Source organism: Affinundibacterium flavidum (assembly GCF_014284175.1).
Taxonomy (GTDB): domain Bacteria; phylum Pseudomonadota; class Gammaproteobacteria; order Burkholderiales; family Burkholderiaceae_D; genus Undibacterium; species Undibacterium flavidum.
In genome coordinates, this window is sequence record NZ_JACOGA010000021.1 from 1 (window position 1) to 26,590 (window position 26,590).

Annotated in this window: 24 protein-coding genes; 11 read left to right on the plus strand and 13 right to left on the minus strand. The window is 45.9% G+C overall.

Translation table 11 applies throughout. From position 1 onward, the window contains the following. Positions 1-212 precede the first annotated feature (212 nt). The 3 genes from H8K55_RS18680 to H8K55_RS18690 form a co-directional block, all read right to left on the minus strand. Positions 213-1,094 (minus strand): alpha/beta fold hydrolase, encoded by an 882-nt coding sequence (locus H8K55_RS18680; protein WP_186943589.1) that lies wholly within the window; start codon positions 1,092-1,094, stop codon positions 213-215. A 172-nt stretch (positions 1,095-1,266) separates the two neighbouring features. Further along, complete coding sequence (locus H8K55_RS18685; protein ID WP_186943590.1) at positions 1,267-2,256, minus strand: flagella assembly protein FlgT middle domain-containing protein; 990 nt, start codon at positions 2,254-2,256, stop codon at positions 1,267-1,269. A gap of 13 nt (positions 2,257-2,269) precedes the next feature. Next, positions 2,270-3,121 carry a ferritin-like domain-containing protein gene (locus H8K55_RS18690; RefSeq protein WP_186943652.1) on the minus strand — a complete coding sequence of 284 codons (852 nt, stop codon included), beginning with the start codon at positions 3,119-3,121 and terminating at the stop codon, positions 2,270-2,272. Positions 3,122-3,187: 66 nt separating this feature from the next. On the opposite strand from H8K55_RS18690, the gene H8K55_RS18695 reads away from it, so the two are divergent. The 7 genes from H8K55_RS18695 (at position 3,188) to H8K55_RS18725 (ending at position 11,946) form a co-directional block, all read left to right on the plus strand. Beyond that, a complete protein-coding gene (locus H8K55_RS18695; RefSeq protein WP_186943591.1) occupies positions 3,188-3,718 on the plus strand; it encodes a gamma carbonic anhydrase family protein in 531 nt (176 codons plus the stop codon). Between the two features lie 72 nt (positions 3,719-3,790). Continuing rightward, on the plus strand, positions 3,791-4,717 hold the full coding sequence (gene hslO, locus H8K55_RS18700; RefSeq protein ID WP_186943592.1) for an Hsp33 family molecular chaperone HslO: 927 nt from the start codon (positions 3,791-3,793) through the stop codon (positions 4,715-4,717). Between the two features lie 198 nt (positions 4,718-4,915). After that, entirely contained in the window at positions 4,916-6,169 is a 1,254-nt protein-coding gene (locus H8K55_RS18705) for an efflux RND transporter periplasmic adaptor subunit (RefSeq protein ID WP_186943593.1), read from the plus strand. Further along, positions 6,166-6,909, plus strand: coding sequence for an ABC transporter ATP-binding protein (locus H8K55_RS18710; protein ID WP_186943594.1), 744 nt, complete (start codon positions 6,166-6,168; stop codon positions 6,907-6,909). Before H8K55_RS18705 ends, H8K55_RS18710 begins: the two co-directional genes overlap by 4 nt. A gap of 22 nt (positions 6,910-6,931) precedes the next feature. Then, complete coding sequence (locus H8K55_RS18715; RefSeq protein ID WP_186943595.1) at positions 6,932-8,089, plus strand: ABC transporter permease; 1,158 nt, start codon at positions 6,932-6,934, stop codon at positions 8,087-8,089. Further along, the gene (locus H8K55_RS18720) at positions 8,038-9,255 is read left to right on the plus strand and encodes an ABC transporter permease (protein ID WP_230408710.1); all 1,218 of its coding nucleotides are present in this window, start codon (positions 8,038-8,040) and stop codon (positions 9,253-9,255) included. The genes H8K55_RS18715 and H8K55_RS18720 overlap by 52 nt, the downstream gene beginning before the upstream one ends. 291 nt (positions 9,256-9,546) lie before the next feature. Then, entirely contained in the window at positions 9,547-11,946 is a 2,400-nt protein-coding gene (locus tag H8K55_RS18725; RefSeq protein WP_186943596.1) for a DUF6600 domain-containing protein, read from the plus strand. A 144-nt stretch (positions 11,947-12,090) separates the two neighbouring features. Here the strand turns inward: H8K55_RS18725 and H8K55_RS18730 are convergent, their stop codons facing one another. After that, entirely contained in the window at positions 12,091-13,644 is a 1,554-nt protein-coding gene (locus tag H8K55_RS18730) for a S10 family peptidase (RefSeq protein ID WP_186943597.1), read from the minus strand. 713 nt (positions 13,645-14,357) lie between these two features. Between H8K55_RS18730 and H8K55_RS18735 the strand changes: the two genes are divergently transcribed. Beyond that, complete coding sequence (locus H8K55_RS18735) at positions 14,358-14,702, plus strand: hypothetical protein (protein WP_186943598.1); 345 nt, start codon at positions 14,358-14,360, stop codon at positions 14,700-14,702. 146 nt (positions 14,703-14,848) lie between these two features. On the opposite strand, the gene H8K55_RS18740 is transcribed toward H8K55_RS18735, so the two are convergent. Genes H8K55_RS18740 through H8K55_RS18750 form a run of 3 tightly spaced genes read right to left on the minus strand, consistent with a single transcriptional unit; the run spans position 14,849 to position 17,834 of the window. Then, positions 14,849-16,411, minus strand: a complete 1,563-nt coding sequence (locus tag H8K55_RS18740; protein WP_186943599.1) for a Dyp-type peroxidase — start codon at positions 16,409-16,411, stop codon at positions 14,849-14,851. 12 nt (positions 16,412-16,423) lie between these two features. Then, positions 16,424-17,125, minus strand: a complete 702-nt coding sequence (locus H8K55_RS18745; RefSeq protein ID WP_186943600.1) for a hypothetical protein — start codon at positions 17,123-17,125, stop codon at positions 16,424-16,426. Then, a complete protein-coding gene (locus H8K55_RS18750) occupies positions 17,115-17,834 on the minus strand; it encodes a hypothetical protein (protein WP_222612537.1) in 720 nt (239 codons plus the stop codon). The genes H8K55_RS18745 and H8K55_RS18750 overlap by 11 nt, the downstream gene beginning before the upstream one ends. Before the next feature lie 711 nt (positions 17,835-18,545). Between H8K55_RS18750 and H8K55_RS18755 the strand changes: the two genes are divergently transcribed. Beyond that, positions 18,546-18,962 carry a hypothetical protein gene (locus H8K55_RS18755; protein WP_186943601.1) on the plus strand — a complete coding sequence of 139 codons (417 nt, stop codon included), beginning with the start codon at positions 18,546-18,548 and terminating at the stop codon, positions 18,960-18,962. Beyond that, positions 18,959-19,150, plus strand: a complete 192-nt coding sequence (locus H8K55_RS18760; RefSeq protein ID WP_186943602.1) for a helix-turn-helix transcriptional regulator — start codon at positions 18,959-18,961, stop codon at positions 19,148-19,150. Before H8K55_RS18755 ends, H8K55_RS18760 begins: the two co-directional genes overlap by 4 nt. A 244-nt stretch (positions 19,151-19,394) precedes the next feature. Here H8K55_RS18760 and aqpZ read toward each other — a convergent pair whose 3' ends face one another. After that, positions 19,395-20,087: an aquaporin Z gene (gene aqpZ / locus H8K55_RS18765; RefSeq protein WP_186943603.1), complete on the minus strand. Its 693-nt coding sequence runs from the start codon at positions 20,085-20,087 to the stop codon at positions 19,395-19,397. A gap of 420 nt (positions 20,088-20,507) precedes the next feature. Between aqpZ and H8K55_RS18770 the strand changes: the two genes are divergently transcribed. Next, positions 20,508-20,771, plus strand: coding sequence for a DUF2249 domain-containing protein (locus tag H8K55_RS18770; RefSeq protein WP_186943604.1), 264 nt, complete (start codon positions 20,508-20,510; stop codon positions 20,769-20,771). 125 nt (positions 20,772-20,896) lie between these two features. Here the strand turns inward: H8K55_RS18770 and sodC are convergent, their stop codons facing one another. The 5 genes from sodC to H8K55_RS18795 all read right to left on the minus strand — a co-directional run bounded on the left by sodC (position 20,897) and on the right by H8K55_RS18795 (position 26,582). Next, the gene (sodC, locus tag H8K55_RS18775) at positions 20,897-21,409 is read right to left on the minus strand and encodes a superoxide dismutase family protein (RefSeq protein WP_186943605.1); all 513 of its coding nucleotides are present in this window, start codon (positions 21,407-21,409) and stop codon (positions 20,897-20,899) included. 138 nt (positions 21,410-21,547) lie between these two features. After that, a complete protein-coding gene (locus H8K55_RS18780; protein WP_186943606.1) occupies positions 21,548-21,955 on the minus strand; it encodes a VOC family protein in 408 nt (135 codons plus the stop codon). Between the two features lie 123 nt (positions 21,956-22,078). Further along, positions 22,079-23,035, minus strand: a complete 957-nt coding sequence (locus tag H8K55_RS18785) for a peptidylprolyl isomerase (RefSeq protein WP_186943607.1) — start codon at positions 23,033-23,035, stop codon at positions 22,079-22,081. Between the two features lie 94 nt (positions 23,036-23,129). After that, positions 23,130-26,003, minus strand: a complete 2,874-nt coding sequence (locus H8K55_RS18790) for a M16 family metallopeptidase (RefSeq protein WP_230408711.1) — start codon at positions 26,001-26,003, stop codon at positions 23,130-23,132. A 147-nt stretch (positions 26,004-26,150) separates the two neighbouring features. Next, positions 26,151-26,582: a hypothetical protein gene (locus H8K55_RS18795; protein ID WP_230408716.1), complete on the minus strand. Its 432-nt coding sequence runs from the start codon at positions 26,580-26,582 to the stop codon at positions 26,151-26,153. Between the last annotated feature and the right edge of the window lie 8 nt (positions 26,583-26,590).

Genomic DNA, 26,590 nt, shown 5'->3' on the forward strand with positions numbered 1-26,590 from the left:
AACCTCCCATGGTCATTATTGGTGCCATGATGAGAAAACTCATTCATGTCGCATTTGGCGTACTAAAATCCGGCAAGCCTTTCGATTCAAGCTTGCATTCTGCTTGACTCGGATAACAGTATCTACTTGACCTCATTTATTCTTGACGCCAATACGATTGCGCCTTGCAAACAACCTCAACGATAAGTCCTATTATTTAATTACCTATTTACTCAATGCGTTTTCAAAAACGCTTCTAACATCACAGCCAATTCTTCAGGCTGATCGTGATGCAGCATGTGACCGGCATCCATCACGACTTTAGTTTGCATGTTCGGTATAAACTTCATGCGTCGATCTATCTCTACACGAGCTTCTTCTTTCGAACCTATCATGCGCCAGATGTCAGTATCATTGGCCTCGACCCAAAGTACGGGTGCTGCGATGTTTTGCCAACATTGCAAAACTTCATCGACGTGATACAGCAAGGGACTAGAATTTTTATGCGCCGGATCGGCTAACAATTCCCATTGACCTTGCGCATTTTCCTTAGCCCAATGCTGCGCCAAGAATGTTGCACGTGCATCTGACAAGCGTGGATTAGTTTTCTGCAAGCGTCCGGCGACTTCTGCCGCACTCGCATACGGACGCAAAGTCGGTACTTCGCGCAATTCATCCAACCATTTACGATAACGCCCTGGTGCTTGTTTTGCCTGCGTCATTGGCATCCCAAAACCTTCCAGGTTAATCAACTTGGTGATGCGTTCTGGGCGTACTCCAGCATAAATCATGGCAATATTCCCCCCCATGCTGTGGCCTAATAAATTGACTGGTTGTTCAGGTGAATAATGATGCAAGATCGCATCAAGGTCAGCAACATAATCGGGGAACCAATAGCTCTCGACTGCTGGGGATTCAGTCAAACCAAAACCACGCCAATCAGGAGCAATCACATGCCAGTCTTGCGCCAGGCGATCCACCACAAATTGAAATGATGCGGCGACATCCATCCAGCCATGCACCATGAACAACTTCGGTGCATCGGGACTACCCCAATGGCGTACGTGCATATTCAAACCACGCAGAGCGACGAATTCAGAACGGCTGGATTTCATGATGTTAACCTTTAGATAAAAATAGTACGACCGTTCGATTATTATAACCTATCATGAATAAATTGCTGCAACACACAAAAAAAGCCTTGTGAGATTTCTCTTCACAAGGCTTCTTTAATTCTCAGCATATTTTTTTAATGCATCTTTCCGTACATCATGGCAAAGTACAATTTCAGGGTTTGGCGCCATCAAACCGTACATAGTCACCAACTTTGACCTTCACTGCACCGACTACGGCTTCACCTTCCAGCTCACCCACCGCAAGTTGCAATTGCGTTTGCTGTATTTTGATTCGCCCCATACTTGCTTGTGGCGTTCCATAAGTCAGCGGTCGCGCCTGTAAAGAACTCATGCCGATCACAGGTAATTCATCAAAATCAGACACGACCAGTCCCATATCTTCCACGACCAGATTCGATGACACCCCGACATCTAATGCCAAACGCTTACCGTTTACTTGAACGATCTTCGCAATCATAGGAAAACTAGACAGATCTTTTCTAATCCAGCCGACTGATTCTTCTAACACCGCATCGATGGCCTTACCATAGTTGGTTGCATAAAATGCGACACTACCGAATGGTATATCTCTACCGATCTTGCTATCGTCTTCTGCTGGGCGATATAAATGGTGGCGCTGTAAAAAAGCGCCTGTCACACCATCGTAAATCACCAATTCAATTTCAATGTGACGACTACGACTTTCCCATAATCCAAAATATTTTTTGTCGCTGCGCACACCAGCATTACGGATTTCGCCAGAGATCACAAATTGCGCATCATTTTCTGCTGCGACTTGTTTAACCAATTTTGCAGACGGTGCCTCTTGTTTCAAATCGTAGGACAACAAATCCTTAGATTGACGTACCAAGAAATTGCCAGAGCGTTCCAAGCGACTCAATAATTCACGTGGCAAGCCCTGCGCAACGTCGTCCAGATCCTGTACCTGAGCCGGTACATTGACCGCAAACCCCGTCATCACGACTTTCTTTTTTAAGACACGCTGCTCTGACAAGGGCGCAGGCGCTGGCTTAGAAAACAAACCACAAGCGGTCTGGCTCAACGACAAAATCATGACCACAGCCAACACACCCCAGGCACGGTACTTAGTCTGAAATAAGTTTAGCCCAGCACCACGTCCTGATAGTTTTCCTTGCTGCATAGTCTCGTCCTTTTTATTCAATTTTCATTGCATGCAATTCTTCTTGGGTAAAACCCGCCGCCAGCCGTGCTGGTACATTAAACGGTGCACGTAGTTGTGGTGCTCTAAATTCCGTAGCCAATGCAGCAAAGCAAGCGATAGGCTCTAATTGACGTTGTTCACATAGATAGGCGAACCAGCGATTCCCTATCGCAACGTGACCAATTTCATCACGCAAAATAATATCCAAAATCTCCGCAGCGGCTTGGTCTTTCACTTGCGCCAACTTTGCGCGCAAGGCTGGCGTCGCATCTAGGCCGCGTGCTTCCATCGTACGTGGCACTAAAGCCATACGCGCCAATACGTCAGCTTGTGTCTTTTCGGCTAACTCCCATAAGCTATTATGCGCAGAAAAATCGCCGTATTGATAGTTCAGCGTCAGTAAATGATCGGCCAACAAACCAAAGTGATACGCTTCTTCTTGCGCTACCTGCAGCCAATCGACGTAATATGCTTCCGGCATGTTGGGAAAACGCCAAACAGCATCCAAAGCCAGATTAATCGCATTAAATTCTATGTGCGCAAGTGCATGGATCAGGCTGGCGCGCCCTTCAGGTGTCGCCATCGAACGACGTTTAACTTCTAAAGGAGCGACCAGATCAGGTTTATCTGGTCGTCCGGGGATAGCCATTGACGCCAACAAATCTGCTTGCATGTCGAGTTGCAAATCGCCAGCCAACCAAGCTTGTCGCATCGCGATCACACCAGCAGCTTTCGCTCTGGCATCAGATTCAGCCAGCCAATGCAAGGCGAGCTGACGTAAATCAAGAATGTTTGAACTTATTGAAACGACATCAGAAAAAGTACTAAGTATCGGTGAATTCATGCGTTGGGCGGTAAAATGACGGCTAATTGTTAATCTCACTTAATCCCTCTATTTTACGGAAGAATCATGGCTATTTATCAGTTAGGCGACATTTCTCCTGAAATTGATTCCAGCGCCTACATTACCGATAGCGCAAAAGTCATAGGCAAAGTTCAAATTGACGCATATGCCAGTGTCTGGTTTGGCACCGTCATTCGTGGCGACAATGAATTAATTCATATCGGCGAAAACAGCAATTTACAAGAATCTTGCACATTACATACTGATCCCGGCTATCCCTTAACTGTCGGCAAAAATGTCACGGTCGGCCACCAAGCGATGTTGCACGGCTGCAGTATCGGTGAAGGCAGTCTGATTGGCATTCAAGCGGTGATACTCAACGGTGCCAAAATAGGCAAGAATTGTTTAGTCGGTGCAGGTGCATTGGTCACGGAAGGTAAAGAGTTCCCGGATAATAGCCTTATCGTTGGCTCACCTGCCAAAATTATCCGCACTTTGAGCGACGAAGCGATCGCCAACATGCAAGCCAACACCCACAATTATGTGCGTCGGGCGCAAGAGTATAAGACTCAATTGAAACGAATCGATACGGATTGATGCAGAGTAATCATCGGCATCAATTTCAAATCCACTACTAACATCATCGTTAAAGAAATTCAAGGAAATACAGTGAAAGACAATCTACAAAAATTTATGTTTGAGCATGCCGGCGTTCGCGGTGAATTAGTCGAACTGCCAAACACCTGGCAAGAAATTTTGTCGCATCAAGCCTATCCTCAAGCAGTCAAAGCGATCTTAGGTGAACTGTTAGCGGCGGCAGCCTTGCTCAGCGCCAATTTGAAGTTTAATGGCACGATGGTGATGCAGATCCACGGTGACGGCCCTATTAAATTATTGGTCGTTGAATGTGATTCACAATTACGTTTGCGTGCCACTGCTAAACTTGCAGCCAACGCCGTGATCGCTGACGATGCGACTTTAAGTGACTTAGTCCATAGCCATGGTCAGGGACGTTTCGTGATCACTTTAGATCCAAACGACAAAATGCCGGGGCAGCAAGCTTATCAAGGCATCGTCCCACTCGACGGCGAATCAATTTCTACCATCATCGAAAATTATATGATGCGTTCCGAACAGCTTGATACCAAACTCTGGTTAGCAGCTGATGGCACGGTCACACGCGGCCTCTTACTGCAAAAGCTACCAAAGCATGGTGGTACTGAAAGCAGTGTCGAAGATGAAACCGAAGCCTGGAATCGCGCTGTGATTTTGGGAAGCACACTCAAGCAAGAAGAACTCTTGAGCACCGACATAGAAACCCTGATGACGCGCTTATTCTGGGAAGAAACTTTACGCGTTTTTGAACCCGTGCATCCAGAATTCCACTGCAATTGCACACGCGAAAAAGTAGGTGACATGCTGAAGATGCTAGGTGAAGTTGAAGTTAGTACCGCGATTGCGGAGTTAAACCAACTCGATATCAATTGTGATTTTTGTGGCAAACACTATAGTTTTGATCAGGTAGATTGTGCGCAGTTATTTACGGCGCAGACTTTGACAGAGGGAATTATCAAGCCTAGTCATAGCAAACACTAATTGAGATTAGTGAAGAGTTTTCGATTAGAATAGTTTTAATATCTTGATTTTCTTTTTTACGTTTTCTTTTTTTATTTTTTATTCACTTGTTTCCGGCTTGGGCCATCAATAAAAAACATCAACAAGAAAAGTGAAACGTCTCAAAGAAAATCAAATTCAGTTCACATGTGCTTCACAATTCACCTTACTGAAAACAACATGAACGACACTAATTCTTCCAATGCCAACACTAACACCGGCACCAACGCCAACGTCGGTGCAACTCTCAAACAATTACGCATCGACCGCAGCTCGCCACTTACCAGCAAGAAAAAGAATTGGGGTAAATGGCTGATGATCCTTGTAGCGATCATCGCTGCAGGCGCGTTCATGCTGCGCCCGCGCCCACAAGAAGTTCAAGTCAGTTCAGTAATTACCACTTACCCTTCACAACAATATGCACAATTAACGGCATCCGGTTACGTCGTCGCACAACGGCGCGCCGCGGTCGCGAGTAAAGCGACAGGACGCCTGATCTGGCTCAACGTGCGTGAAGGTAGCAAAGTCAAGCAAGGTGAAATCATCGCCAAGCTCGATGCCAGCGATGTACAAGCAGCGATTGCGGCAGTGCAAGCCAATGTACGCCAAACCGAAGCTGTAGTAGCACAATCCAATGTGGAATTAGTGAATGCAGAAGCTGATTTGAAACGGGCGCAAGGTTTACAAACTCAAGGTTTTATTTCCAGTCAAGCGATGGATGCAGCGCTCAAACGTGTGAATGCAGCTAAAGCGGCTATTACTTCAGCGCAGGCAAGCGTAGCGGTGGCACGTTCCCAATTACGCATACAACAAGTCAATCAAGACTTCACAGAAATTCGTGCGCCATTTGATGGCGTAGTCTTAAATAAGAATGCGAATGTCGGCGACATCATCACACCGTTCTCCAACGCCGCTGGCAGTCAAGGTGCCGTCGTCACGATGGCAGATATGACGACCTTAGAGGTTGAAGCAGATGTATCCGAAAGCAACCTCGCGAAAGCCGCCATTGGTCAACCAGTCGAAATCACATTAGACGCTTTACCAGATAGTCGGTTTCGCGGAAATATTGTCGGCATAGTTCCCACCGTTGACCGGGCAAAAGCGACTGTCATGACCAAGATACGTTTTGAAAAACTCGATCCACGCATCTTGCCCGAAATGAGCGCCAAGGTCACGATCTTGTCACAAGCCGCCACTGACACAGAACAAAAACCAGTATTAGCAATCAACCCTAAAACAGTGATTGAACATCAAGGGAAAAAAGTCGTGTTTCGGGTGAAAGACGATCAATTGGAAATGCTTACGGTGAGCTTGGGCAGAAAAATTGGCGACAACCAAGAAGTCACGGCAAATTTGCAATCGGGTGACAAACTCGTTCTACAACCCAATGACAAATTGGAGGCTGGCAAAAAAGTCAGCGTTGCGACCAAATGAGTGCGAATTCCACCTTGCCACCCATCATTCGCATCCGCGATTTAGATAAATCCTATACGCGTGGCGGGCAAATCATTCCAGTCTTGGAAGGTGTGAATCTGGATGTAGAGACAGCCGAATTTCTCGCATTGATGGGACCGAGTGGATCGGGAAAAAGTACGCTATTAAACCTGATCGCTGGCATAGATAAACCGACCTCAGGCACAATAGAAATTGCAGGCGTCAACATTGCTAACCTCAGTGAAGGTCAACTCGCAGACTGGCGTGCTGCCAATGTTGGCTTCATTTTCCAGTTCTACAATTTAATGCCCGTATTAAATGCTTTCGAAAATGTTGAACTTCCCTTATTGCTAACCAATCTCTCTCGTTCACAACGCAAAGCCCACGTCAATGCTGCGCTGGAAATGGTGAGCCTAACGGATCGCATGGATCACTATCCAAATGAACTTTCTGGCGGTCAGCAGCAGCGGGTGGCAATCGCCCGCGCTTTAGTTACTGATCCTGCCTTGATCGTAGCAGATGAACCGACAGGTGATTTAGATCGTGTAACGGCGAGCGAAGTATTAGATTTACTCGAGAACTTACATCGCGATCTCGGCAAGACCATCATTATGGTGACACATGATCCAAAAGCAGCTTCACGTGCACATCGCTTAGTGCACTTAGAAAAAGGTTTACTAGTGCCTGACGAAAACATTGTCAGTGCAATGCCTCCATCCCCGGCAAGTTTGTCGCTGTAGTCTACACAATCACGCGCAAACCATGTTCATCTTCCGACTCCTACTTAAGAACGCCTTTCGTCACAAACTACGCACTGTGTTGACCATGGTCGGTCTGGTCGTAGCGATCTGTGCATTTGGGCTCCTGCGTACGATTATCGATGCGTGGTATGCGGGCGTTGATGGCACCTCTAGCGTGCGCTTAATTACGCGCAACTCTATTTCACTGACCTTCCCTTTGCCACTTAACTACGCTGAGCGTCTACGCAATGTCGAAGGTGTAACAGGCGTTAGCTGGTCAAATTGGTTCGGCGGAATTTACATTACCGAGCGTAATTTTTTCCCTCAATTTGCAGTAGAACCTGCCAGTTATTTGGCGCTGTATCCTGAATATATTTTGAAAGAAGAAGAAAAGAAAGCCTTCATCTTAGATCGGCAAGGCGCGATTGTCGGACGTAAATTGGCTAACCAATATGGCTGGAAAATCGGCGACCAGATTCCCATTCGCGGCACGATATTTCCGGGCACCTGGACATTTACCCTGCGCGGAATCTGGGACGGCGTCGATGCTAAAACAGATGAATCTCAATTACTCTTTCATTGGCAACTACTAGCGGAATCAAATCGAAAACGTCTGAAACGCAGCGCTGATTATGTCGGAGTGTATGTGGTGCGCATCAACGAACCGGACAACGCACCTATCGTGTCTGAACGTATTGACGCTTTGTTTAAAAACTCTCTAGGTGAAACCCTAACCGAAACTGAGAAAGCATTCCAACTCGGATTTGTGTCTATGAGCGAAGCGATTTTGGTGGCTGTCAATGCGGTTAGCTTCGTCATCATCATTATCATCATGGCGGTGATGGCCAATACCATGACCATGACGGCACGCGAACGCTTGGCAGAATATGCAACGCTGAAAGCATTGGGATTTTCACCTAGCTTTGTCGTCAAACTCTTATTTGGTGAAAGCTTGGTCATTGCCTTAATCGGTGGAGGTACGGGACTTTTATTGACGCTCCCAATTGCCGCTGCCTTTGCTAAATCGGTGGGAACGCTGTTTCCGGTGTTCAGAGTTTCCGATACCACGATGGCGCTACAATTATTCGCCGCCGTCATCGTCGGTGTAGTCGCAGCAGCTTGGCCTGCATGGAAGATGAGCCGCATCGATATCGTCAATGGTTTGAGGCACGTCGCATGAAGGCAATTCCTTTCTCTTATATTGCGCGTAATCTCTGGGTCAGACGGGTCACCACACTGCTCACGGCTGGCGGTATGGCCTTAGTCATTTTCGTGTTCACCGTCGTCTTAATGATGAGTGAAGGAATACGTGCGACCTTAGTCGCTACTGGGCAAGCCGATAATATTTTGGTGCTGCGCAAAGGTGCCGGTGCCGAAATCAATAGTGGTATCACGCGGGATCAAGCCGCCATCATTGCCAGTTTGCCTGGCATCGCCACTAATCGACAAGGCCAGCCTTTAGTCAGTAAAGAACCAGTAGTCTTAAACAATCTACCTAAACGTAGTAATGGCAAACCCAGCAATGTCACGGTGCGTGGCACCTCCGAATTAGGCCTAGAGTTACGACCACAGGTGAAAATGGTGCAAGGTAGAATGTTTCGCCCTGGCACTTCGGAGATCATCGCTGGACGTTCGATTGCGCAAGGTTTTCGCGGTACGGGCTTAGGTGAAACCCTACACTTCGCACAAAGAGACTGGGTGGTAGTCGGAATTTTCGATTCTGGCAAAACTGGATTTGATAGCGAAATTTGGGGCGACAATGAACAAATGATGGCAGCCTTCCGGCGCAATGCGTATTCGACTATGGTATTCCGCCTAAGCGATGCAGCTGCCGCCGAAACCTTACAAAAAGCCATTAGCAATGATCCACGTCTGCAAATCGATGCGAAACCGGAAGTACAATTTTATGCGGAACAAAGTGAAGCCCTGACCACATTTATTCGTATTTTAGGATTAAGCCTATCGATCATTTTCTCCATAGGTGCCATCGTTGGTGCGATGATCACCATGTTTGCTGCGGTAGCGCAACGGATAGGTGAAATCGGTAGCCTACGTGCTTTAGGATTCAGACGCAGTGCTGTGCTTATTGCCTTCTTGGCCGAATCCCTATTGCTATCCCTAGTGGGCGGCGTTATCGGTTTGTTTGCGGCATCCTGGATGCAAACCGTCGATATTTCCACGACTAATTTCCAAACATTTAGCGAATTAGCATTTCAATTCAAAATGACCCCAGCAATCGTTTTGCAAACTTTGCTGTTTTCACTAGGAATGGGCTTTATTGGCGGCTTCATTCCTGCTTGGCGCGCTGCCAGAATGAAGATTGTTGATTGTTTGCGTGAATCTTAAGATTAACGACTAAGAATTGTAAGTAGGCGTAAAAGCCTTCGCTAGTACTCATGTAATTCACTAAAATTAAGCTTAAAGTACGCTCGCCATAGGCTCAGAGCGGACTCAGAGCAGACTCAGAGCAGGCACAAACCGAGCTCAAACAAGGCGGCAGGTCGGCCTAAACCAAATTCAAATTATTTTTTGTTTTTGTAAATTTTTGTGACATCCAAAACCACCCTCACCGCGTTAAGTCATGACAGGTACCGCGAATCTCTCTTTCAATTTATTCAAATGTCTGAAAGAAACATCATGAATATGCTTAGACCCAGCAAAACGAATTTTCAATCAATTTTTCAACCGAGCTTTCAATTATCGGCCTTGGCATTGAGCGCGCTCATGCTGGCAAATCCAGTATGGGCACAAAGCCCTCCTCCAATAAACCAAGCCGTCAACGAACAAAATGCAGATCAATACGAACCTCCAGGCAGAATTGCTCGCGTTGGTTATTCCTTTGGCAATATTAGTTTTGCAGATGCTGGCAGCAATGTATGGGGACCGTTGATCCCCAATCGTCCAATTTCTAGTGGTGATAGCGTATTCGTTGCAGATAATGGTCGTGCCGAACTACAAATTGGTGCGAACGCCTTGCGCTTGCATGAGCGCACACGTCTCAGCTTAATTAACCTCACCGATGACAATACGCAACTCCAGCTCTCACAGGGCACTTTAGTGTTCCGCGTACGTGCTATGCAAGAACGCGAAAATATCGAGGTGAATACGCCGAATTTGCGTTTTTCTATCCAAGAACCTGGCGAATACCGGATTAATGTGAACGATGACAACACGACGACTGTCATCGTGCGTCATGGCCTCGGTGTTGCGCAAGGGGATCGCGATGTCGTGAGCTTACGCAGTAGTGAACAAACCCGCTTTGCCGGCACCAATCTAAATCACACACAAATTGTGCGTGTGCCACCATTTGATACTTTTGATCAATGGGCGGCAGATCGTGATCGCGCTGAAGACAACTCGCTTTCTGCACGCTTCGTTCCGCGCGATATGGTTGGTTACCAGCAATTAGATGAATACGGTGGCTGGGAAACACATCTGGAATTTGGTGCAATCTGGTATCCACGCGGCGTTTCTGTGGGTTGGGCACCTTATCGAGACGGTCAGTGGGTTTGGGTAGCGCCTTGGGGTTGGACATGGGTGGATCGTTCGCCTTGGGGTTTTGCACCGTATCACTATGGTCGTTGGGCTTTTGTTGGCAAACGCTGGGGTTGGATACCAGGCCGCTTTGAACGCCATCAACGCCCTATCTATGCGCCCGCTTTAGTCGCTTTTGTCGGCGTGGGCAGCGGTGGCCTCAGTGCAGGTATAAGCTTACAAAGCCGCACCAGTTTTGGACCTTCAGTCGCTTGGTTCCCTTTAGGTCCTGGCGAAGTTTATCGTCCTTATTACACTCGCAATACCCGTTACATTCAAAACTTAAATCAAACTGTCATCATCAATAAGACGACGGTAATCAATCGCGGTGGCCGAAATGAGCGCAATCAGTTTGATAACGAACATCATGCCTATCGCAATCAGTTTGTACACAACGCAGTCACTTCTGTGCCAACACAGACCTTTGTTCGTGGAGAACATGTGTTTCCTGCAGCATCGTCCGTCAGGCAAGCCGATGTAAAAAATATGCGGGTGCATGATGAAGGACCGAATTTAACACCCGACCGAAATAATCGTTTTGGTGACGCACGTCCACGCAATTGGCAGGAGAACGATCAGTTCCGCGGACGCCCTGTGGTGACTGGTTCCAATCGCAACGACTTGACTCAATCCAACGATGGAGCCCCAAATAATCGCCCGACGAATGTACCGAATCAGAGACAGAACCCGCGTGCGAACAATAGCGGCCTAAATAATGGCTTAAATAATGGTGCAAATAACGGCACAAATAACGCGACGAATGATCGCTACAACGGTAATCCTAGTCGCTTCGACCGACCTGCTCAGATCGAATCACGGAATCCAACAAACAACCTACCTGCACAAACTACACAGGCTGCACAAGCAGTACAAACACCCGTTCCAGTGACGAGTTCTTCTGGCATTCGCACGACGGAAGAAATGAACGCAGACCGGGGTCGTGATAGAAATGAAAATCGGATTCGCACCGATCGTTTTGATCCTACGAATCAAGCACAACGTGAACGCTCAATTGAACGACAAATTGAGCGCCCAGTTGAACGGCCGATTGAGCGCACAAATGAACGCACCATAGACCGTGCAGATGATTCAAGTCGTGCAGTGATCAATCAACCGCGCCAAGACCCGATACGCGAGTACCGGACTATGCCTGTTCCATCAAATACGCCAGCTAATCCAAGTGCGGCTGTGCCTGTCAGTCGCCCGGTAGAAACCATGAACGAACGTAGTGTGGAGCGTCGCCCTGAACGTAGCTTTGAACGTCCTGAACGCATCGAACGAGCAGAGCGTGCGGAACGTGGAATTGAACGCCAAATCGAGCGCCCACAAGCACAACAGCGCGAAATGCCACAGCCACGTCAAGAAGTCAGAGCGGTTGAGCCTCGATTTGTTGCGCCAGAAGTCAGACGTGAAGCAGCGCAGCCAGTCAAAGCTGAACGGCAAGAACGCGAAAAAGGCGCTGAAAATAAGAAAGAAAACAAAAAAGAAAACAATGAACGATAGTTTCGTCTGCTAGTTTGTCGGCTAATTTGTCGGCTAATTTGTCGACTCATTTGCTAACACAATAAAAAAGGGACTCAACAACAATTGTTGAGTCCCTTTTTTACGTCCTGTAAACGATCACTACCGAATCAATCACTCGGCAGATTAATATTTCGCAGCCTGTCCATTCGCTGGCGTTGCTTTCTTAATGAACTCACGAATATGCTCGTTCGAGCTTGCCAAATCTTCTGAGCGCAAATACATCATGTGCCCACTACGATAGCCTTTGAATTCCATACGATCTTTCATTTTGCCGCTAGGATCAATCTGCCACATCGTATATTTCGCGTCGAAATAATTCGTTGCACCATCATAATAGCCGGACTGCACCATCAGACGCATATACGGATTTTCTGCCATCGCCAGACGCAAGTTGTCACCGGTTCGATCATTGCTGTTATCCCACGGATGTACAGGGCCAAACATGTTGTACTTCACATCGGTTTTGTATTTCAACACGTCACGCAAATAGTGATTGATCGCAGGCGTAAAGGAATGCAACCAAGAAGTTAACTCAGCGTTGTAATCTGGACCTGTACCTGCGTCCATGCGGTCAATGCCGAGATAACGAGAATCGAGACGCCCAACAGTCTGACCACGTCCACGCAAGAGTTCCTTCCAGAAGAAAGATGGTGGCATTGCCAAATTATGTTGCATGATCACCGTTTCAGACACCCCTGCATAACGCGCGACTTTGGCGGCAATATGTTGTCTCTGTACCGGATCAATAAAGCCACCTTTAGACAAAGCCGGGATAAATTCATTCAAGGTGAAATTTTCAACTTCAGGCAACAAATCGTTCAGATCGCGCTTCTGCAAATCTGCTGGTAATACTTTGTGATGCCATGCGGTCGCCGTGTAGTACGGCAAACTCAAAGCATCATTCACGGGCCCTTCACGCTTAATGCCTAAGCCGGTGGGCGATACCAAAATCACGCCATTCAAATACATCCAATGATTATTTTGCAGCTCTTTGGCCAAACCAGACACACGTGCCGTGCCATAGCTTTCACCAATCAAATACTTCGGTGAATTCCAACGGCTATTACGTGAAACAAAAGTATTGAGCCACTCTGCCAGATAAGCGATATCAGCGTTCACGCCGAAGAATTGTGCACGATCTGCCTTAGCATCTAAGATGCGCGAAAAACCCGTATTCACAGGATCGATATACACGATGTCAGCAACGTCTAAAATCGAATGCGGATTATCGCGCACACCATACGGCTGTAACGGGTAGCCTTCGTCATCAATATTTAACATCTTAGGGCCGGTATAAGCAACGTGCATCCACACAGATGCCGAGCCCGGACCGCCGTTAAATGAAATCACCAAAGGGCGTTTGTCTTTATTACTGACATCGCTACGCTGATAGTAAGTGTAAAACAAAGACGCGATGACTTTGCCATCTTTATCCCATACTGGCTGTGTACCTGCAGTCGCTTTGTAAGGCACAGCCTTGCCTTTGATCGTCACCTGACCAGTGGAATGCACTGCCGATTCCGCTGGCAATACGCGTTCATTTTGGGCAGCGACTGCTTTCGCTTTTTCAGGCGCAGCGCCGCTTGCAGCCGGACTTGCAGGATTGCTAGCCTCTTGTGCGTAGGCACTCGCAACACAAAGTGTCATGCTGGCGAGTAGTAATTTTGTGGTCTTCATAGTCTCGGTATTCCCTTGTTTTATTTTGCTTGTTAATTAATTAGCTTGTTATGTTGGGCAAAGATCTCAAGATGCGCACACGACTACGAACATCTTGAGCGACGATTCTACGGGCATTTTCAATGAATTTAATTCAACTCAATTTCACATCGCCGCTATCAGAATCTAGTAATTGGAAGTTAAATCGCTTGATTAGTTCCCTGCGACAAGTACAAATTGAAAATCGTCCACACAAAGTGAACACTAGGGCCTGTTGACATATATTTTAGTCAAGCGTTTCAATCAAAATGCAGGATGGCAAGGCACATCTCGCCGCTGCGGCTGGCCGCCACAGCAAGAGATGCAACGCTGTCCATCGTGCGTTTTGATTGAAACCCTTCGGGAATGGCTCAAATGGGCACATGGCGTTGTTGCAATCTGCTTATAGTGCATAGTGTTCAAAACCCGCTACTGCGCAGCTTGCGGTGCAGTCAGGGTTTCGGACAGCATGCTGTCCGCTGACGTCACGAAGATCCCTTGCAAGGGATCTTTCCCAAAGCGATAGCCTAGCCCTGTGCCCATTTGCACGCATTCGCTTGCCTAAAATATATGTCAACAGGCCCTAGGATAGAGGCAAATTTCTTTAGATTGAAGACTATCGGTATAATCTTGAATTCCTGCCAATGGCAATTACTCCGTACATTTTCATAAGACATACAATAGGAAATACCCAGATGAGCAACGATACCGATATCCAAATCTGCGGCAGCTTTAAAGCCAATGATTCCAATGGTAAAGAACACGCCATCAAAGGCATACGTATTTACGATGAGGGTTATGGAATAATTGATGTATTTGTCGATTTTGCTGTCGCGATAGAGGCAGGTAGTTTCCGCGACAAAGTGTTGGTTCAACAAATCATGGAGCAGCTACGCGCGGTAGGCTATGTTGGTCCTGACTTTGAAGCCACTGACCCAATTTTGCAAGAACGAAAAATGATCGTATTGGAAGCGCCCGAAGAATTCTGTCAATTCGCTAAAACCAAGGGATGGAAAAACTTAGCGGAAGAATTTGAATAAGCTTTCGTTCAGTTCAAGACAAAAAAGCGCAAAAATCTGCGCTTTTTTTTGAACTACAAAAACTACAACTAGCTGTTAATGATGCAGATCCAATCATAAACCCCACTGACGGAAGCTGACGGACACTAACGCATATCCCCAAGCAGCTAAGTAGGATCAACCACACCCATCGCAATCATTCGCAATGCAGTTAAGCTTGGGATGAAGAAGTATTCACCGCCACGCGTTTCTACCAAGCGCGGAATCTTGCTCAGGAAGTAAGGTGCCTGATCACTATCGGGATCTACTTGCAATACCGCTTTACTCGGAAATTTTTCATCCGCGCTGTGATTGCCGAGCAAAATTTCTTTATCACTACCCGCCTGAAAATCATTTCCGTAATTAATCCATTGCTGTTGTACAAACTCAAACTGGCGATTGATATCTGCATTAAGCATCATGATGATAATGCCATGATTGCCATCATCACGCGTACGATCTTTGACATGACCATAAGGAAGTCCACGACGCAGCAAGCGACGGCGATTTGTAAGCGCGCCGGGCGTATCAAAAGCACCTTCGTTAAAAATCATACTGCCTGGCTTAGATCCCTTCACCATTTCCAAAGAAGCACGTGGATTAATCCGACGTATATGCGAGCTGAACGGACACTTCGCGCCGCTCATATCATCGTCGTAAGTAAAGTCGCTCAACAACTTGTCTTTACCATCTTTATCCGAACCCATCAAAGCCATATCAAACTTGGCCTTACTTTCTGCATCTGGCGCTTTCACTAAAGGCGCGCCGTTGTCGCGCCAGCGTCCAACAAATTTCGCAGCAAGTAGTTCTTTACCACCCGGGTATTTCTTGCCATGCTCTTCTAGGTAGGAATCGAAAGTCGCAACGTTTTCATGCAACTTACGATACACCATATAAGTACCGTTTCGCGATAACAAGACTGGCTGTGGCGCTGGTGGATATTCATGCGCTTCGTCAATATGACCAAGCAAAAATTCACCAGTCGCTAACGGTGCCCAACTACCGTCTTCCATTTGCTTACCACGGCCTTCAACATTCAAATCATAGCTCGGCGTTCCTTCGAACACAGGATCACTAATGCCATCGGTATAGCCAAAATGTTCTTTCGAGGTTGGCTTGCCATCTTCCATCACCACATTGACATCCTGGTAGTCGAGCAACACACCATCATCACCTCGATTACCACCAAGGATGACGACACCGTCTTTGTGCTCGGCGACCAAGGCCTTTAACCAAGCGTAACTTTCTTCCAGTAAAGCTGGCAAGCGGGCATTGAGTGAAATGAAGATATGCACATCCTGCTCACGCGTTTGACGATTGCCCACCCAAATTGGATCCCAGTTTTCTGGTGAACTTGGTCCATCATCGCCCAAAATGTCACGCCGATCTTTCATCCCTGCGACGAACTCATGTGAGAATCCGATTAAAGAAGACCGTGGCAAATCAAGTTCTTTCAAACCTTGATAGGCGAAGGCGATATTGACCGTCCAATTCGGTTGTTTAATTTGTCCGGGACCATCGCCCCACTCGACCGAACTGGTGACGCGCTTAGTGACAGCGCCGACAAAATCACGTGCGATTTCAGAATCACGAATATTCAAGAACACATAACGTGCGACGGGATAGCCAAAACGTCCATAGGCGCGAATCACATTTCCCTGGATATCGGTCAGATCTAATTGTTTAGTCACAGAATCACCTATTTAAATTCGATATTTACCAGCAGCCCAAGTCGGTGCGGTTAAATTAGTTGGCGCAACACGTTGCATGAATGCCTGAAGATTGACTTTGATGTGCGAGGCATCTAAGCCTTGGTTATCAATCACAAACTTGGCGAATTCCTGTTTCAGATACAAGGCTTTTAATTGCTCAGGCAAAGACTCATCATTTGAACCGTTAAAAAATAAAGATGCCTCCAACTGGCATTGCTTCATGTAGCGAATAAAAGACTCCGCATCATGTACTTTTTCGAAGCCGTAACAATAATGCCAAAGCTCCTTGATACGATCACTGATCGCATTCCACATGCCGCGCAAATAACCATCTAAATCGGCATTTTCACCCCCATGAAAGTTACAAGAAAACACCAGGTAACGATTTTTCAGATGATCTTCTTTTGGTACCGTATTGCGTCGTACGGAATCGGGAACTGCCGGTAAAAAATCGCTGAAAGTATCCAATGCTCCACCAGTTGGTTGCGACTCGGTGTACACATCATCGAGCACAAAGAATCGGCACAAATAGGTCTGAGGAACTTTCGCCATCGGACTATTATTTTCGAAATTCCAATTTTGAAGATGATCACGAATCACATCTGCGTAGGCAATTTCTTCTTGCGTGTATGCATTCTTAATTGGTGACAATATTGTTAAGGCATAGGCCTTGCCGCTGACGTTACCGCCCATGTTGTTCTCCCTCAATTACCGTAACATTTCTCTCTTTCAAAGCCTGTTCAGCGATTTCTTTTTTCAGACGACCATCATGCCAACGCTCGCGACGCTGCACTTGATATGCAGACATACTAATAATTGGCGTTGGATGCATATCACCCAAATCGTGTTGTAGACCACGCACGAGTGCGTTGTAACGCTTCATGAAATCTTCGTCACTTGCATCCAGTGCCTGCTTCTGAAAGGCTATTAAGGCATCCTTCACGGCTTTCGCACTTTTCACATCATTTGACGCAGCCAACGGATAAGCGTTGTAGTAATGAATCGTCTCAATCTGGTTATAGCGAATGTAGTTATGAAATGGAGTCAAAGGTACTGACTTGGGGTAACGAATATTCCACTTCCAAAACAAATCAAGTCCACCAGGTATCGCGAATGTGAAGGAGTCAACATATTGATCCCAGCTACCATTGAAGTTACTGAAAAACAGCATGTACGAGTAATTCAATTGTTCTTTGGGTTGCTGTGGATCCAGATGCGGAAACTTATCTTTGCCGATAATCACCCATCGTGCGTAATGAATTAGCGACAAAGTAATCAAGCCACGTAAGGTCGATGGCTTTTTTAAGGCGATCCAGAAAATCAATTTGTTCAGCCAGACTGTGTACCAACGGATTGGTGTAATCACATTCATGGCATAGGCTTTACCCGCGATATTGGACATGCTTATCCCCGTGCTTAATTAGTTAAATTACTCGGCTTGTTACTTAGCTACTCACTTAGCTACTCACTTAGCTACTCACTTAGCTACTCACTTAGCTACTTAATTTGCTACTTACTTAGTTAGATCAAAAAGTTAAAAATTGGGTGCAAAACAATCTCATTCGACTGAGTCAATTGCTTCAATTACCTCAATTGCTTCAGATCATGAAGTTCAAAAATCATTTTTCACTCATGCCTACGCATATTGAAAAAGTAGTATTTTTACTTATGAATAGAGAAATATTTTGCTATTTTGAATTGATAAAGTCAAATAATAGAAAACTTATTTCTTGTATTCGTCGCATTTCTGATGAACAAGATTTTAGTAAGCAAAATGAATGCCATTTCTATCTTTTGCGGTTTTATGCGACAAAGATTGAAAACACCGTTCAAAACACCATGCGCCAGAACTTTAAGAAATTCGAAACCACAATAAGTGAACTAGACACACAAATTTTGTAAAGGAGACTTGACATCGCCAATAATTCAATTATGATGTCAAACATGCTTTACATATCGAATCAGTTTCAGCGATGCAAAGCAATGCTGCAAATGCTGCAGATACCGGGCAAACTCGTTGCTTTTGCTCTTCTGTTGTTCTGTTTTTTTGAACTAAGAGCTTAAGTAAATTTGACTAATAATTGGCCACAAAATTGGCTATAAAGGACGTTCCATGTTCAACAAAGAATTCTCCAAAAAAGACAAAGCTGACGCCAAGAAATATGGCAACGAACTAGGACTCAGTGTACTGGCCTATATCCTCGTGCTTTTCATCTCAATTTACTTTGCAAAAAAAATGGAAGATGGATTGCTACGCACACTGCTCGTTCTTACGCCCACGATTCCTGCGCTAGGTGCGTTTTGGGCGATCATTCGCCACTTTCAAAGGATGGATGAATATCTACGGGTTTGGGTATTGGAAGTGGTGGCAATTGCGGGTGGCATTACGGCCTTCTTTAGCTTTAGTTATGGCTTTTTAGAAGGCATAGACTATCCCAAGTTAAGTGGCTTCATTATCTATGGGATCTTTATGGGTAGTTGGCTAGTCGTCAGCATGATTCGCAAAATTCTGCTGGAGCGTGAATCATGAGAAATATCGTCAAGGAACTACGCACACAAAGGGAATGGAGCCAAGCAACTTTAGCTGATCACTTGGAGGTATCACGGCAAACCGTGAATGCGATCGAAACTGGGCGCTATGATCCAAGTTTGCCACTCGCTTTTACGATCAGCAAATTATTCGAGAAGCCGATAGAACACATCTTTTTTGTCGACTAAGCTGAGGAAAATTATTAGCGTCACCCCGAGACAACATTACACGTAACCGACGCACACTGAGAAAAATTTACGCGTAATTGGCAGCTCAATTTTCAACTTCAACTTCAACTTCAAACTCGCAAAGAAACTTTGATGATCAAAAAAAATCCACCGAATATTTTGGTGGATTTTTTTTAAAATATTAGTCTGCAAACTTCACTAGCAAGCCTAGCAAAAGTGAAATCAGCACACCAAAGCTGAAGCTTTATTTATCGTCACCAATAGCAATAAAACGATAAACTGTCGCACCTAACACTGCACCGACTATCGGTGCCAACCAGAACATCCATAATTGTGCGACCGCCCAATCACCGACAAAAATCGCTACCGCCGTACTGCGAGCAGGATTCACAGAAGTGTTGGTAACAGGAATACTGATCAAATGAATCAAAGTCAGGCATAAACCAATCGCAATCGGTGCAAAACCTGCTGGAGCACGCTTATCTGTCGCCCCCAAAATCACAATCAAGAAGAACATCGTTAATACGACTTCGATCAAAAATGCGGCCATCATCGAATACCCGCCAGGCGAATGCATACCGTAACCGTTCGAGGCAAATCCCTTGCTGACATCAAATCCTGGCGCACCGCTGGCAACTAGATACAAAATCGCGGCAGCAGCGATACCACCCGCAACTTGTGCCACGATATAGGGCAACAATTGATTAACCGGGAAACGACCACCCACCCACAAACCGATTGATACCGCTGGATTCAAATGACAACCAGAAATATGACCAATCGCATAAGCCATCGTCAACACCGTTAAACCAAAGGCTAGCGAAACACCGACAAAGCCGATACCAAGACCAGGAAAACCGGCAGCCAATACTGCGCTACCGCAGCCACCAAATACCAACCAAAACGTCCCGAAAAATTCTGCGCCATATTGCTTCATTATTTCCCCCCTTGAATTGAATCAAATTAAATTGAATTAAGCTAAACTAAGCTAAATTCAGTTAAGTGTTTATCGATCTTGATTTCCGATAGGCTGATCTAAATAAGCAGGTCTAACGAAGCATATTCAGAAATCAACAAATGACATCTTGGGGCGAGTATGGGTTTGGGTCAAGCAACATAAACTTAATTTAACATTAATTCGCTTTTCTTGATTTACTAACAATCACCAATCCCAAAAAATGATGTCCATCAAGAGAACGCTCCTATATCACCCTTTGTAGTCGCCTTGGCCAGCAATTCACTTTAGTCTTATTGCAGTTGTTCGACGTTAGAAATTTTCAGCCTCAAATCACGGTGACATTTCTACACGACGACAAAGTCGCTTTCATCATGCAATATTATTTAAAGAGAGAACACTATGTCACACGATTGCTCACGCCCGATTGGCGATGCTGGAACCTATGCTTTTGATGCGCGAGGCGTTGCGAAACGTTTTCGTCACGCTGCTATTTTTGGCGCTTTGTCGGCTCTAATGCCAGGAGAGACTATGCGTTTTTGCAATGACCATGATCCTATTCCCTTACTGCATCAAATTGGCGATCACTTTGGCGACAAAATTAAGATGGCTTATATTTCACGTGAGCCGGGTGAGATTGTGATTGATTTCTTAGTCGCTGCCTGAGCAAAATTTGCACTAAGAAATTAATTAAGAATTGAAGCAAAAAAAATAGCCAGTGGTTTGACACACTGGCTAATTTCTAAGATTTTCGCTGGCCACTGGCTGCCTGATTGCGGCATATCATCAAATTACTTCACCACCCCACAGGAAACACGCGCGCCACCACCACCTAACATAGCAGGATGGTCTGCATGATTATCGCCACCTGCGTGGATCATGATAGAACGTCCAGCTAAATCGCTCAATTTCAATCTTGGCGCAAGCACTGCATGTGTCGCAGAGCCATTTTCGTCCACGAACAAAGCTGGCATATCACCCAGGTGTCCGTCACCCCACGGCGTGCCATGGACATTGCTGCCAGCTGGGTCATAATGTCCGCCAGCAGCGCCAGCAGGAACCATCTTGCCATCTTTTTCTTTAGGCTCACAACTGCCCGTTTGATGAACGTGAAAGCCGTGCAAACCTGGCTTTAAACCCTGCATTGCTGGCGTCAATACCAGTCCATACTTTGACTCAGTCACTGTGATTTTCCCCACACTGACGCCAACTCCTTTTTCATCGACTAAATGCATGGGTACAACCAGATCAGCTGCCATACTGGTGGCAGATGTCAATAACAACACTAGCGCCAAACTTTTCATATTTTTCTCCCTGTTGATCGAACTAGCACACCAATGTGAACAAATGGATCCTTACCCGTATGTACAAGGTAGTTACGCACTGTAACAGAAGCATACTGCCTAAGCAGACAATTGCAATATCAAAGTTTTTTTACTGCGCTAAGGTGTTGGAGCGCCCTTCAACTCGATCACATTTCCTTCAGGATCAGCAATATAAATAGAAGGTCCTTCACCCTCGGCTCCGTAGCGTGAAGCGGTGGGACCGGCTTCTATGCCGTGCATGGACAAATGCTGGCGTATACTTTGTTCATCAAAAGGCTCGACCCGCAGGCATAAGTGATCAAGATTGCGTCCTTCTTTGCCCGCGGCCGCACCGCCCATGCTGCCTAATTTTCCGTCAACCGGAACCAAATCAATCAAAGAACGCCCCGCGCGCAATTGCACCAGGCCGATCTCATCTTGACGACGTTCGATAGTACAACTAAGAACTTGGCAATAAAAATGCAACATGCGATCAAGATCAACGACACGTAGTACTAAATGGTCAATTTCACGGATGGGTATCATGGCAAATTTTCGCTGAATTTTCTAAAGTAACAGAAGTCAATTTAGCACAATCATTCATATTTTCTAAAAATACTAAATTACATCTCAATCGCTCTTTGTCACGCCTCATTACCTGCCATCACATTACTTTACAACTCTCACCGGAATCGGCACGTTACACAACTCAATATGGTTTGCTGCGAATTTGTACCAATCGCCGCCACGGTTTCTTTGCGCTTCTACCAGTGCTTTAAAGCTCGTGGTATTAGTACGAAACACTTCCAACTTAGACCGCTCAGCTTCAGGCACGTCCGCAGCGAGACGCACGGTCTTGATCGGTGTCCGCTCCTCTGCTTTTTCATAAAATCCTAAAGCGCCTGTGCCACGTGGTAAGCTGGAAAGTAATTCTATACCGTACATCACGCGACCAACCACCGTGATATTTCTATCCAGATTACGCGGAGCGTGACCAGTCACCGCATACAAAGAACTGCCATTGCCACTATCGGTTTCATTCCCACGTGCTACCCCGATCGCACCGTAACAATGCGTGAGCCAAGTGGTTTGAGTTTTGGGATCGCGCGCAGCGGCAAAACTATTGGCATGTCCAACTTGCGGCGCATAGCCATCAGCATCAGGTAAGCGAGTGAACTCGGTGTCCTTCTGATATTTGATCGTAAATTCGCCTTCCACTTTCTTTGCCGCTGTTTTAAATTCGCGCTTTTCACTGGCATCACCCCATTGCGCAACATAGTTATCGTGCGAACGTATCATGGCTAAGCCGTCAAAGTAGCCTTCTTTGACCAGGGCTTTGATGTTAGCCACATTCTTAGGCGCGAACTCAGGAGCCAGTTCTATCACTACCCGGCCCTTATCCATCTCCAGATACAAAGTATTTTCTGGATTTAATGAGCGCCAATCACTTGCTTGTGAAGCTTTCAACACGTCCGCCATGGTCGCTTTTAGCATTGTTGAAGACTTTGCTTGGGTCGCGGTTGAAGACTTAACTGCTGGCGCTTTTGTTTGCGCCGCGACAAAACCAGAACTGACTGAGATACCAACTACCGCGACAGCAACTGCAATTTGATTGACAGATTTCATGATAAATTTCTTTCCTATTATTTTTGTAAGCAATGTCCAAAGGACTAAGAAAATATTCCAAGGCAAAAGTTCCGCAATTCCATCTTTGCACTAACTACTGCGCCTTTTCGGGGTACATCACTATCTGAATGTAATTATTCGTATCCAAGTAAATTTTTGCGGCCTCTTGTATGTCTTTTGGCGTCAGATGTTTGACACGGTCTTCGTAAGTAAAAATATGCGCAGGATCTTCACGCTGTTGTAGTGCACTACTTAACATCGATAGCCAGAAAGTATTTGTCTTCAAATCCTCTTTACGATTTTTTAGCCAATTCTCTTTGACTTTGTTTAGTTCTTCCTCGCTTACCGGAGCCGCCTTCATTTGCGCAATCAAAGCAAAACTACTGCGCAACAATTTATCGACGTGTTCAGGTCCACTCGGCAAAGCCAATACGACGGAATAGCCTTGATAGGGAATTAATCTGGTGGAGGATGTCACGCGTGGACTATACACCGCACCTAATTCTTCACGCATCTTGGCAGTCAAACGTAATTGCAGGACTTCTATCATGGCAGAAAAACGCATACGCTCAGGAATGCTCATCGTGCGCTCACCATGCATTTGTAAGGTCACCATACTTTGCTGTTCTTTGCCCACATAGACGTCTTTCTTGATGATACCGGTATGGGGACGCAAGCCATGATCCTTCACGCCGACAGCGACATCCGAGGTCGGTAAGCTTGCAAGATAAGTGAGTAACAGCGGTTTGATTTTTTCTATCTCAAAGCTGCCGACCAAGAAAAAAGCGAAACCTTTGGCACTGGAAAAACGTGACTGGTAAATCGCCATCAAGCGATCTAAATCGAGTTGTGCGATATGCTCAGGTTTTGCTAACACTGGTACGCGCGGATGTGCTGGATAAGTCGCCTGAATAAACTGTTCTTGAAAAACAGCAAACGGCGATGCCATCTGATTACGCAAAGCATCTTGCTGCTTGCCAACGAAAGACTGAAACAAAGCCGGATCGCGACGCGGCGCCGTCATTGCTAAGTACATGACTTGCAGCATTGTTTCTAAGTCTGCCTTATTTGAAGAGCCAGAAACACCTTCTGAATTTTCGCCAAAATTGGTCGACACGCTGGCACTCTTTCCCGCCAGGTATTTGCTCAACTCTATAGGTGAGAGATCTTTGACACCCATCGCTCCCACTACCGTTGTTGCATAGCGCGCCTGCAAGAAATCTGCATCAGGGATCAGTGATGTTCCTCCGGCGCGCGTGGCGCTCAACAATATTTGATCGCTCTGAAAATCAGTCGGTTTCAATACAACTTTGACGCCATTGCTCAGTGTCCATTCTGTCGTACCTAAAGGAACATTCTTAATTTCACTGACGATACTGCCCGCTTGTGGCGGGCTTTCAAATAAGGACTTCGTCACCGCTTTTTCGGTATACGCCAACACCTCTTTTTGCTCTGCTTGTTTGACCATCGCCAACAATTGTTCAGTGCTTGGAATTGGATGTTCTGGCTGATCACTACCTTGATAGACGATTAATTTGGGAGCCTGATTAATCAACACTGTTTTCGTAAACTGATTGATTTCTTCCAGACTGATGCCATTCACAATCTCTTTATGAAAAACATATTCTGCTTCGATACCCGGGATAGCTTCGCCTGCTAAGAAATTACGAATAAATTCTGCCGCCAAATCGGCCGACTGCGCTTTATCACGTTCGTTATAAACATTTTCCAGATTGCGTAGCGAATTCGATTTAGCGCGTGCAAACTCGGCTGCGCTAAATCCATAAAGCGCAGCACGCTTATTTTCTTGCAGCAAAGCGTCAATCGCCGCCTGCACACCAGCCTTGCCTATTGCCGCAGTAGAATTTAATTCGTAATAATCGGCCACTAAAGGATTGATACCACTGCCACCACCCAAAAATGGCGGTTCGGGCAATTGTGCTAATTCACGCAAACGATTACTCAACATCACGTTAAAAAAACTCTGTATGCGACGCTCGCGATAGCTACCAAACTTACCGTCATTCTTTTGTAAGTAGCGTGACTGCGAAATACTTACAGTGGAAAGATTGGCTTCTTTATCGGTGGCAATGACTACTTCTGCAATATTTTGCAAAGGAATGGTCGCCACCGCTCTTGGTCGTGGTTTTACTGGATTTTTTAATGTGGAAAAATTTTTCTCGATCAGCGCTTTTGTTTTGACTGGATCAACATCCCCCACGACCACGACTGCCATTAAGTCAGGCCGATACCAATCACGATAAAAGCGCTTGAGCGCATCGTAAGAAAAAGTCTTGAGCGTCTGCTCTTTACCGATAGGCAGACGATCAGCATACAAAGATCCGTGCAAAATCTTCGGTAAAATTTGCTTCTGTAATCTGTCTACAGCGCCTTTACCTAAACGCGCTTCTTCCAATACCACACCACGTTCACGATCAATCTCAGCGTGATCCAATTGCAGGCCATTTGCCCAATCCGCCAAGACCAACATGGCCTTACTTAAATTGTCTGGTTTATCAGTAGGGATCGGCAAGATATAGACGGTTTCATCGAAACTCGTATAAGCATTTAAATCCGCACCGAATTTCACGCCTATCGACTCCAGATAAGAAATCAAGGCGTTCTTATGAAAGTGTTTGCTGCCATTAAATGCCATGTGTTCGGTGAAATGCGCAAGCCCGAGCTGATCCTCGTCTTCCAAAATCGATCCCGCCTTGATGACCAGACGCAATTCGGCTTTTTGTTCAGGCTTAGTATTTTTTTGAATATAGTAAGTCAAGCCATTTGCCAAGCGCCCTTTGCTTAACTTAGGCGAATAAGGAATCAAGTTCTGCGCTGCAAATTGATTTACGCTGGTATCAGCACTAGCGACATGCGGCGTAGTCGGAACTGCAGAAATTGCGTAGGTGGAAAACGTAAGAGAAGACAACAAGCATACAGCGGAGAAACGAGACATCAATGCACGCATACAATTTCCACATAAATAAACAAGAATAGCGGGCAAATTACTCTCATTTTGCAAATAAAACAAATCCTATCGTCGCGAACCTAGCCCGTATCTGCAACAGATCAAATTCTAAGCACGCGAACTGACTTTTTACACTGTGAAAAACTCTTAATGCACCCGCAACTTGTGTCGAAATGACCACCAAAAAAATACAACAGCGATCACAGAAAAAGTCCAGTAATCCTGTGGCGCGCCCCACCACCAGTGTTTATGCCAAAACACCACTTGCGGATTAAAGCGCGCCCAGCCAAAAGCCGGATTCAAGATAAACCACAAAAAATCTTCCACTATCCAAAACCACATAATGCAGGCCAAAGCCCGTGCTTGCAATTTCCAGCTCCAGGTTTGCAGAAAGAAGAACGGCAAGTGAAAGATCATCGCGATGAATGGAAACACCCAGGCATGGTAGCCCGTCATGGCACGTCCGCCCCAAAAGATATCGAGTAGCCAGTGTTGCTCGATACGCCAGGTTGGCAAACTAGTCGCCCAACCGGCTCCACCTTCGATCTGTATTTCTACCTCGGCAAAAAAAACTGCCATCAAGCTAA

Bases quoted from the DNA above. Each gene is read 5' to 3' on its own strand.
- H8K55_RS18780 (WP_186943606.1), bottom strand. From the start codon at position 21,955: ATGATACCCATCCGTGAAATTGACCATTTAGTACTACGTGTCGTTGAT.
- H8K55_RS18785 (WP_186943607.1), bottom strand. From the start codon at position 23,035: ATGAAATCTGTCAATCAAATTGCAGTTGCTGTCGCGGTAGTTGGTATC.
- H8K55_RS18745 (WP_186943600.1), bottom strand. From the start codon at position 17,125: ATGGGCGGTAACGTCAGCGGCAAGGCCTATGCCTTAACAATATTGTCA.
- H8K55_RS18710 (WP_186943594.1), top strand. From the start codon at position 6,166: ATGAGTGCGAATTCCACCTTGCCACCCATCATTCGCATCCGCGATTTA.
- H8K55_RS18685 (WP_186943590.1), bottom strand. From the start codon at position 2,256: ATGCAGCAAGGAAAACTATCAGGACGTGGTGCTGGGCTAAACTTATTT.
- H8K55_RS18725 (WP_186943596.1), top strand. From the start codon at position 9,547: ATGAATATGCTTAGACCCAGCAAAACGAATTTTCAATCAATTTTTCAA.
- H8K55_RS18715 (WP_186943595.1), top strand. From the start codon at position 6,932: ATGTTCATCTTCCGACTCCTACTTAAGAACGCCTTTCGTCACAAACTA.
- H8K55_RS18695 (WP_186943591.1), top strand. From the start codon at position 3,188: ATGGCTATTTATCAGTTAGGCGACATTTCTCCTGAAATTGATTCCAGC.
- H8K55_RS18795 (WP_230408716.1), bottom strand. From the start codon at position 26,582: ATGGCAGTTTTTTTTGCCGAGGTAGAAATACAGATCGAAGGTGGAGCC.
- H8K55_RS18735 (WP_186943598.1), top strand. From the start codon at position 14,358: ATGAGCAACGATACCGATATCCAAATCTGCGGCAGCTTTAAAGCCAAT.
- H8K55_RS18770 (WP_186943604.1), top strand. From the start codon at position 20,508: ATGTCACACGATTGCTCACGCCCGATTGGCGATGCTGGAACCTATGCT.
- H8K55_RS18690 (WP_186943652.1), bottom strand. From the start codon at position 3,121: ATGAATTCACCGATACTTAGTACTTTTTCTGATGTCGTTTCAATAAGT.
- H8K55_RS18750 (WP_222612537.1), bottom strand. From the start codon at position 17,834: ATGTCCAATATCGCGGGTAAAGCCTATGCCATGAATGTGATTACACCA.
- sodC (WP_186943605.1), bottom strand. From the start codon at position 21,409: ATGAAAAGTTTGGCGCTAGTGTTGTTATTGACATCTGCCACCAGTATG.
- H8K55_RS18755 (WP_186943601.1), top strand. From the start codon at position 18,546: ATGTTCAACAAAGAATTCTCCAAAAAAGACAAAGCTGACGCCAAGAAA.
- H8K55_RS18760 (WP_186943602.1), top strand. From the start codon at position 18,959: ATGAGAAATATCGTCAAGGAACTACGCACACAAAGGGAATGGAGCCAA.
- H8K55_RS18705 (WP_186943593.1), top strand. From the start codon at position 4,916: ATGAACGACACTAATTCTTCCAATGCCAACACTAACACCGGCACCAAC.
- aqpZ (WP_186943603.1), bottom strand. From the start codon at position 20,087: ATGAAGCAATATGGCGCAGAATTTTTCGGGACGTTTTGGTTGGTATTT.
- H8K55_RS18680 (WP_186943589.1), bottom strand. From the start codon at position 1,094: ATGAAATCCAGCCGTTCTGAATTCGTCGCTCTGCGTGGTTTGAATATG.
- H8K55_RS18720 (WP_230408710.1), top strand. From the start codon at position 8,038: ATGGAAGATGAGCCGCATCGATATCGTCAATGGTTTGAGGCACGTCGC.
- H8K55_RS18730 (WP_186943597.1), bottom strand. From the start codon at position 13,644: ATGAAGACCACAAAATTACTACTCGCCAGCATGACACTTTGTGTTGCG.
- H8K55_RS18790 (WP_230408711.1), bottom strand. From the start codon at position 26,003: ATGCGTGCATTGATGTCTCGTTTCTCCGCTGTATGCTTGTTGTCTTCT.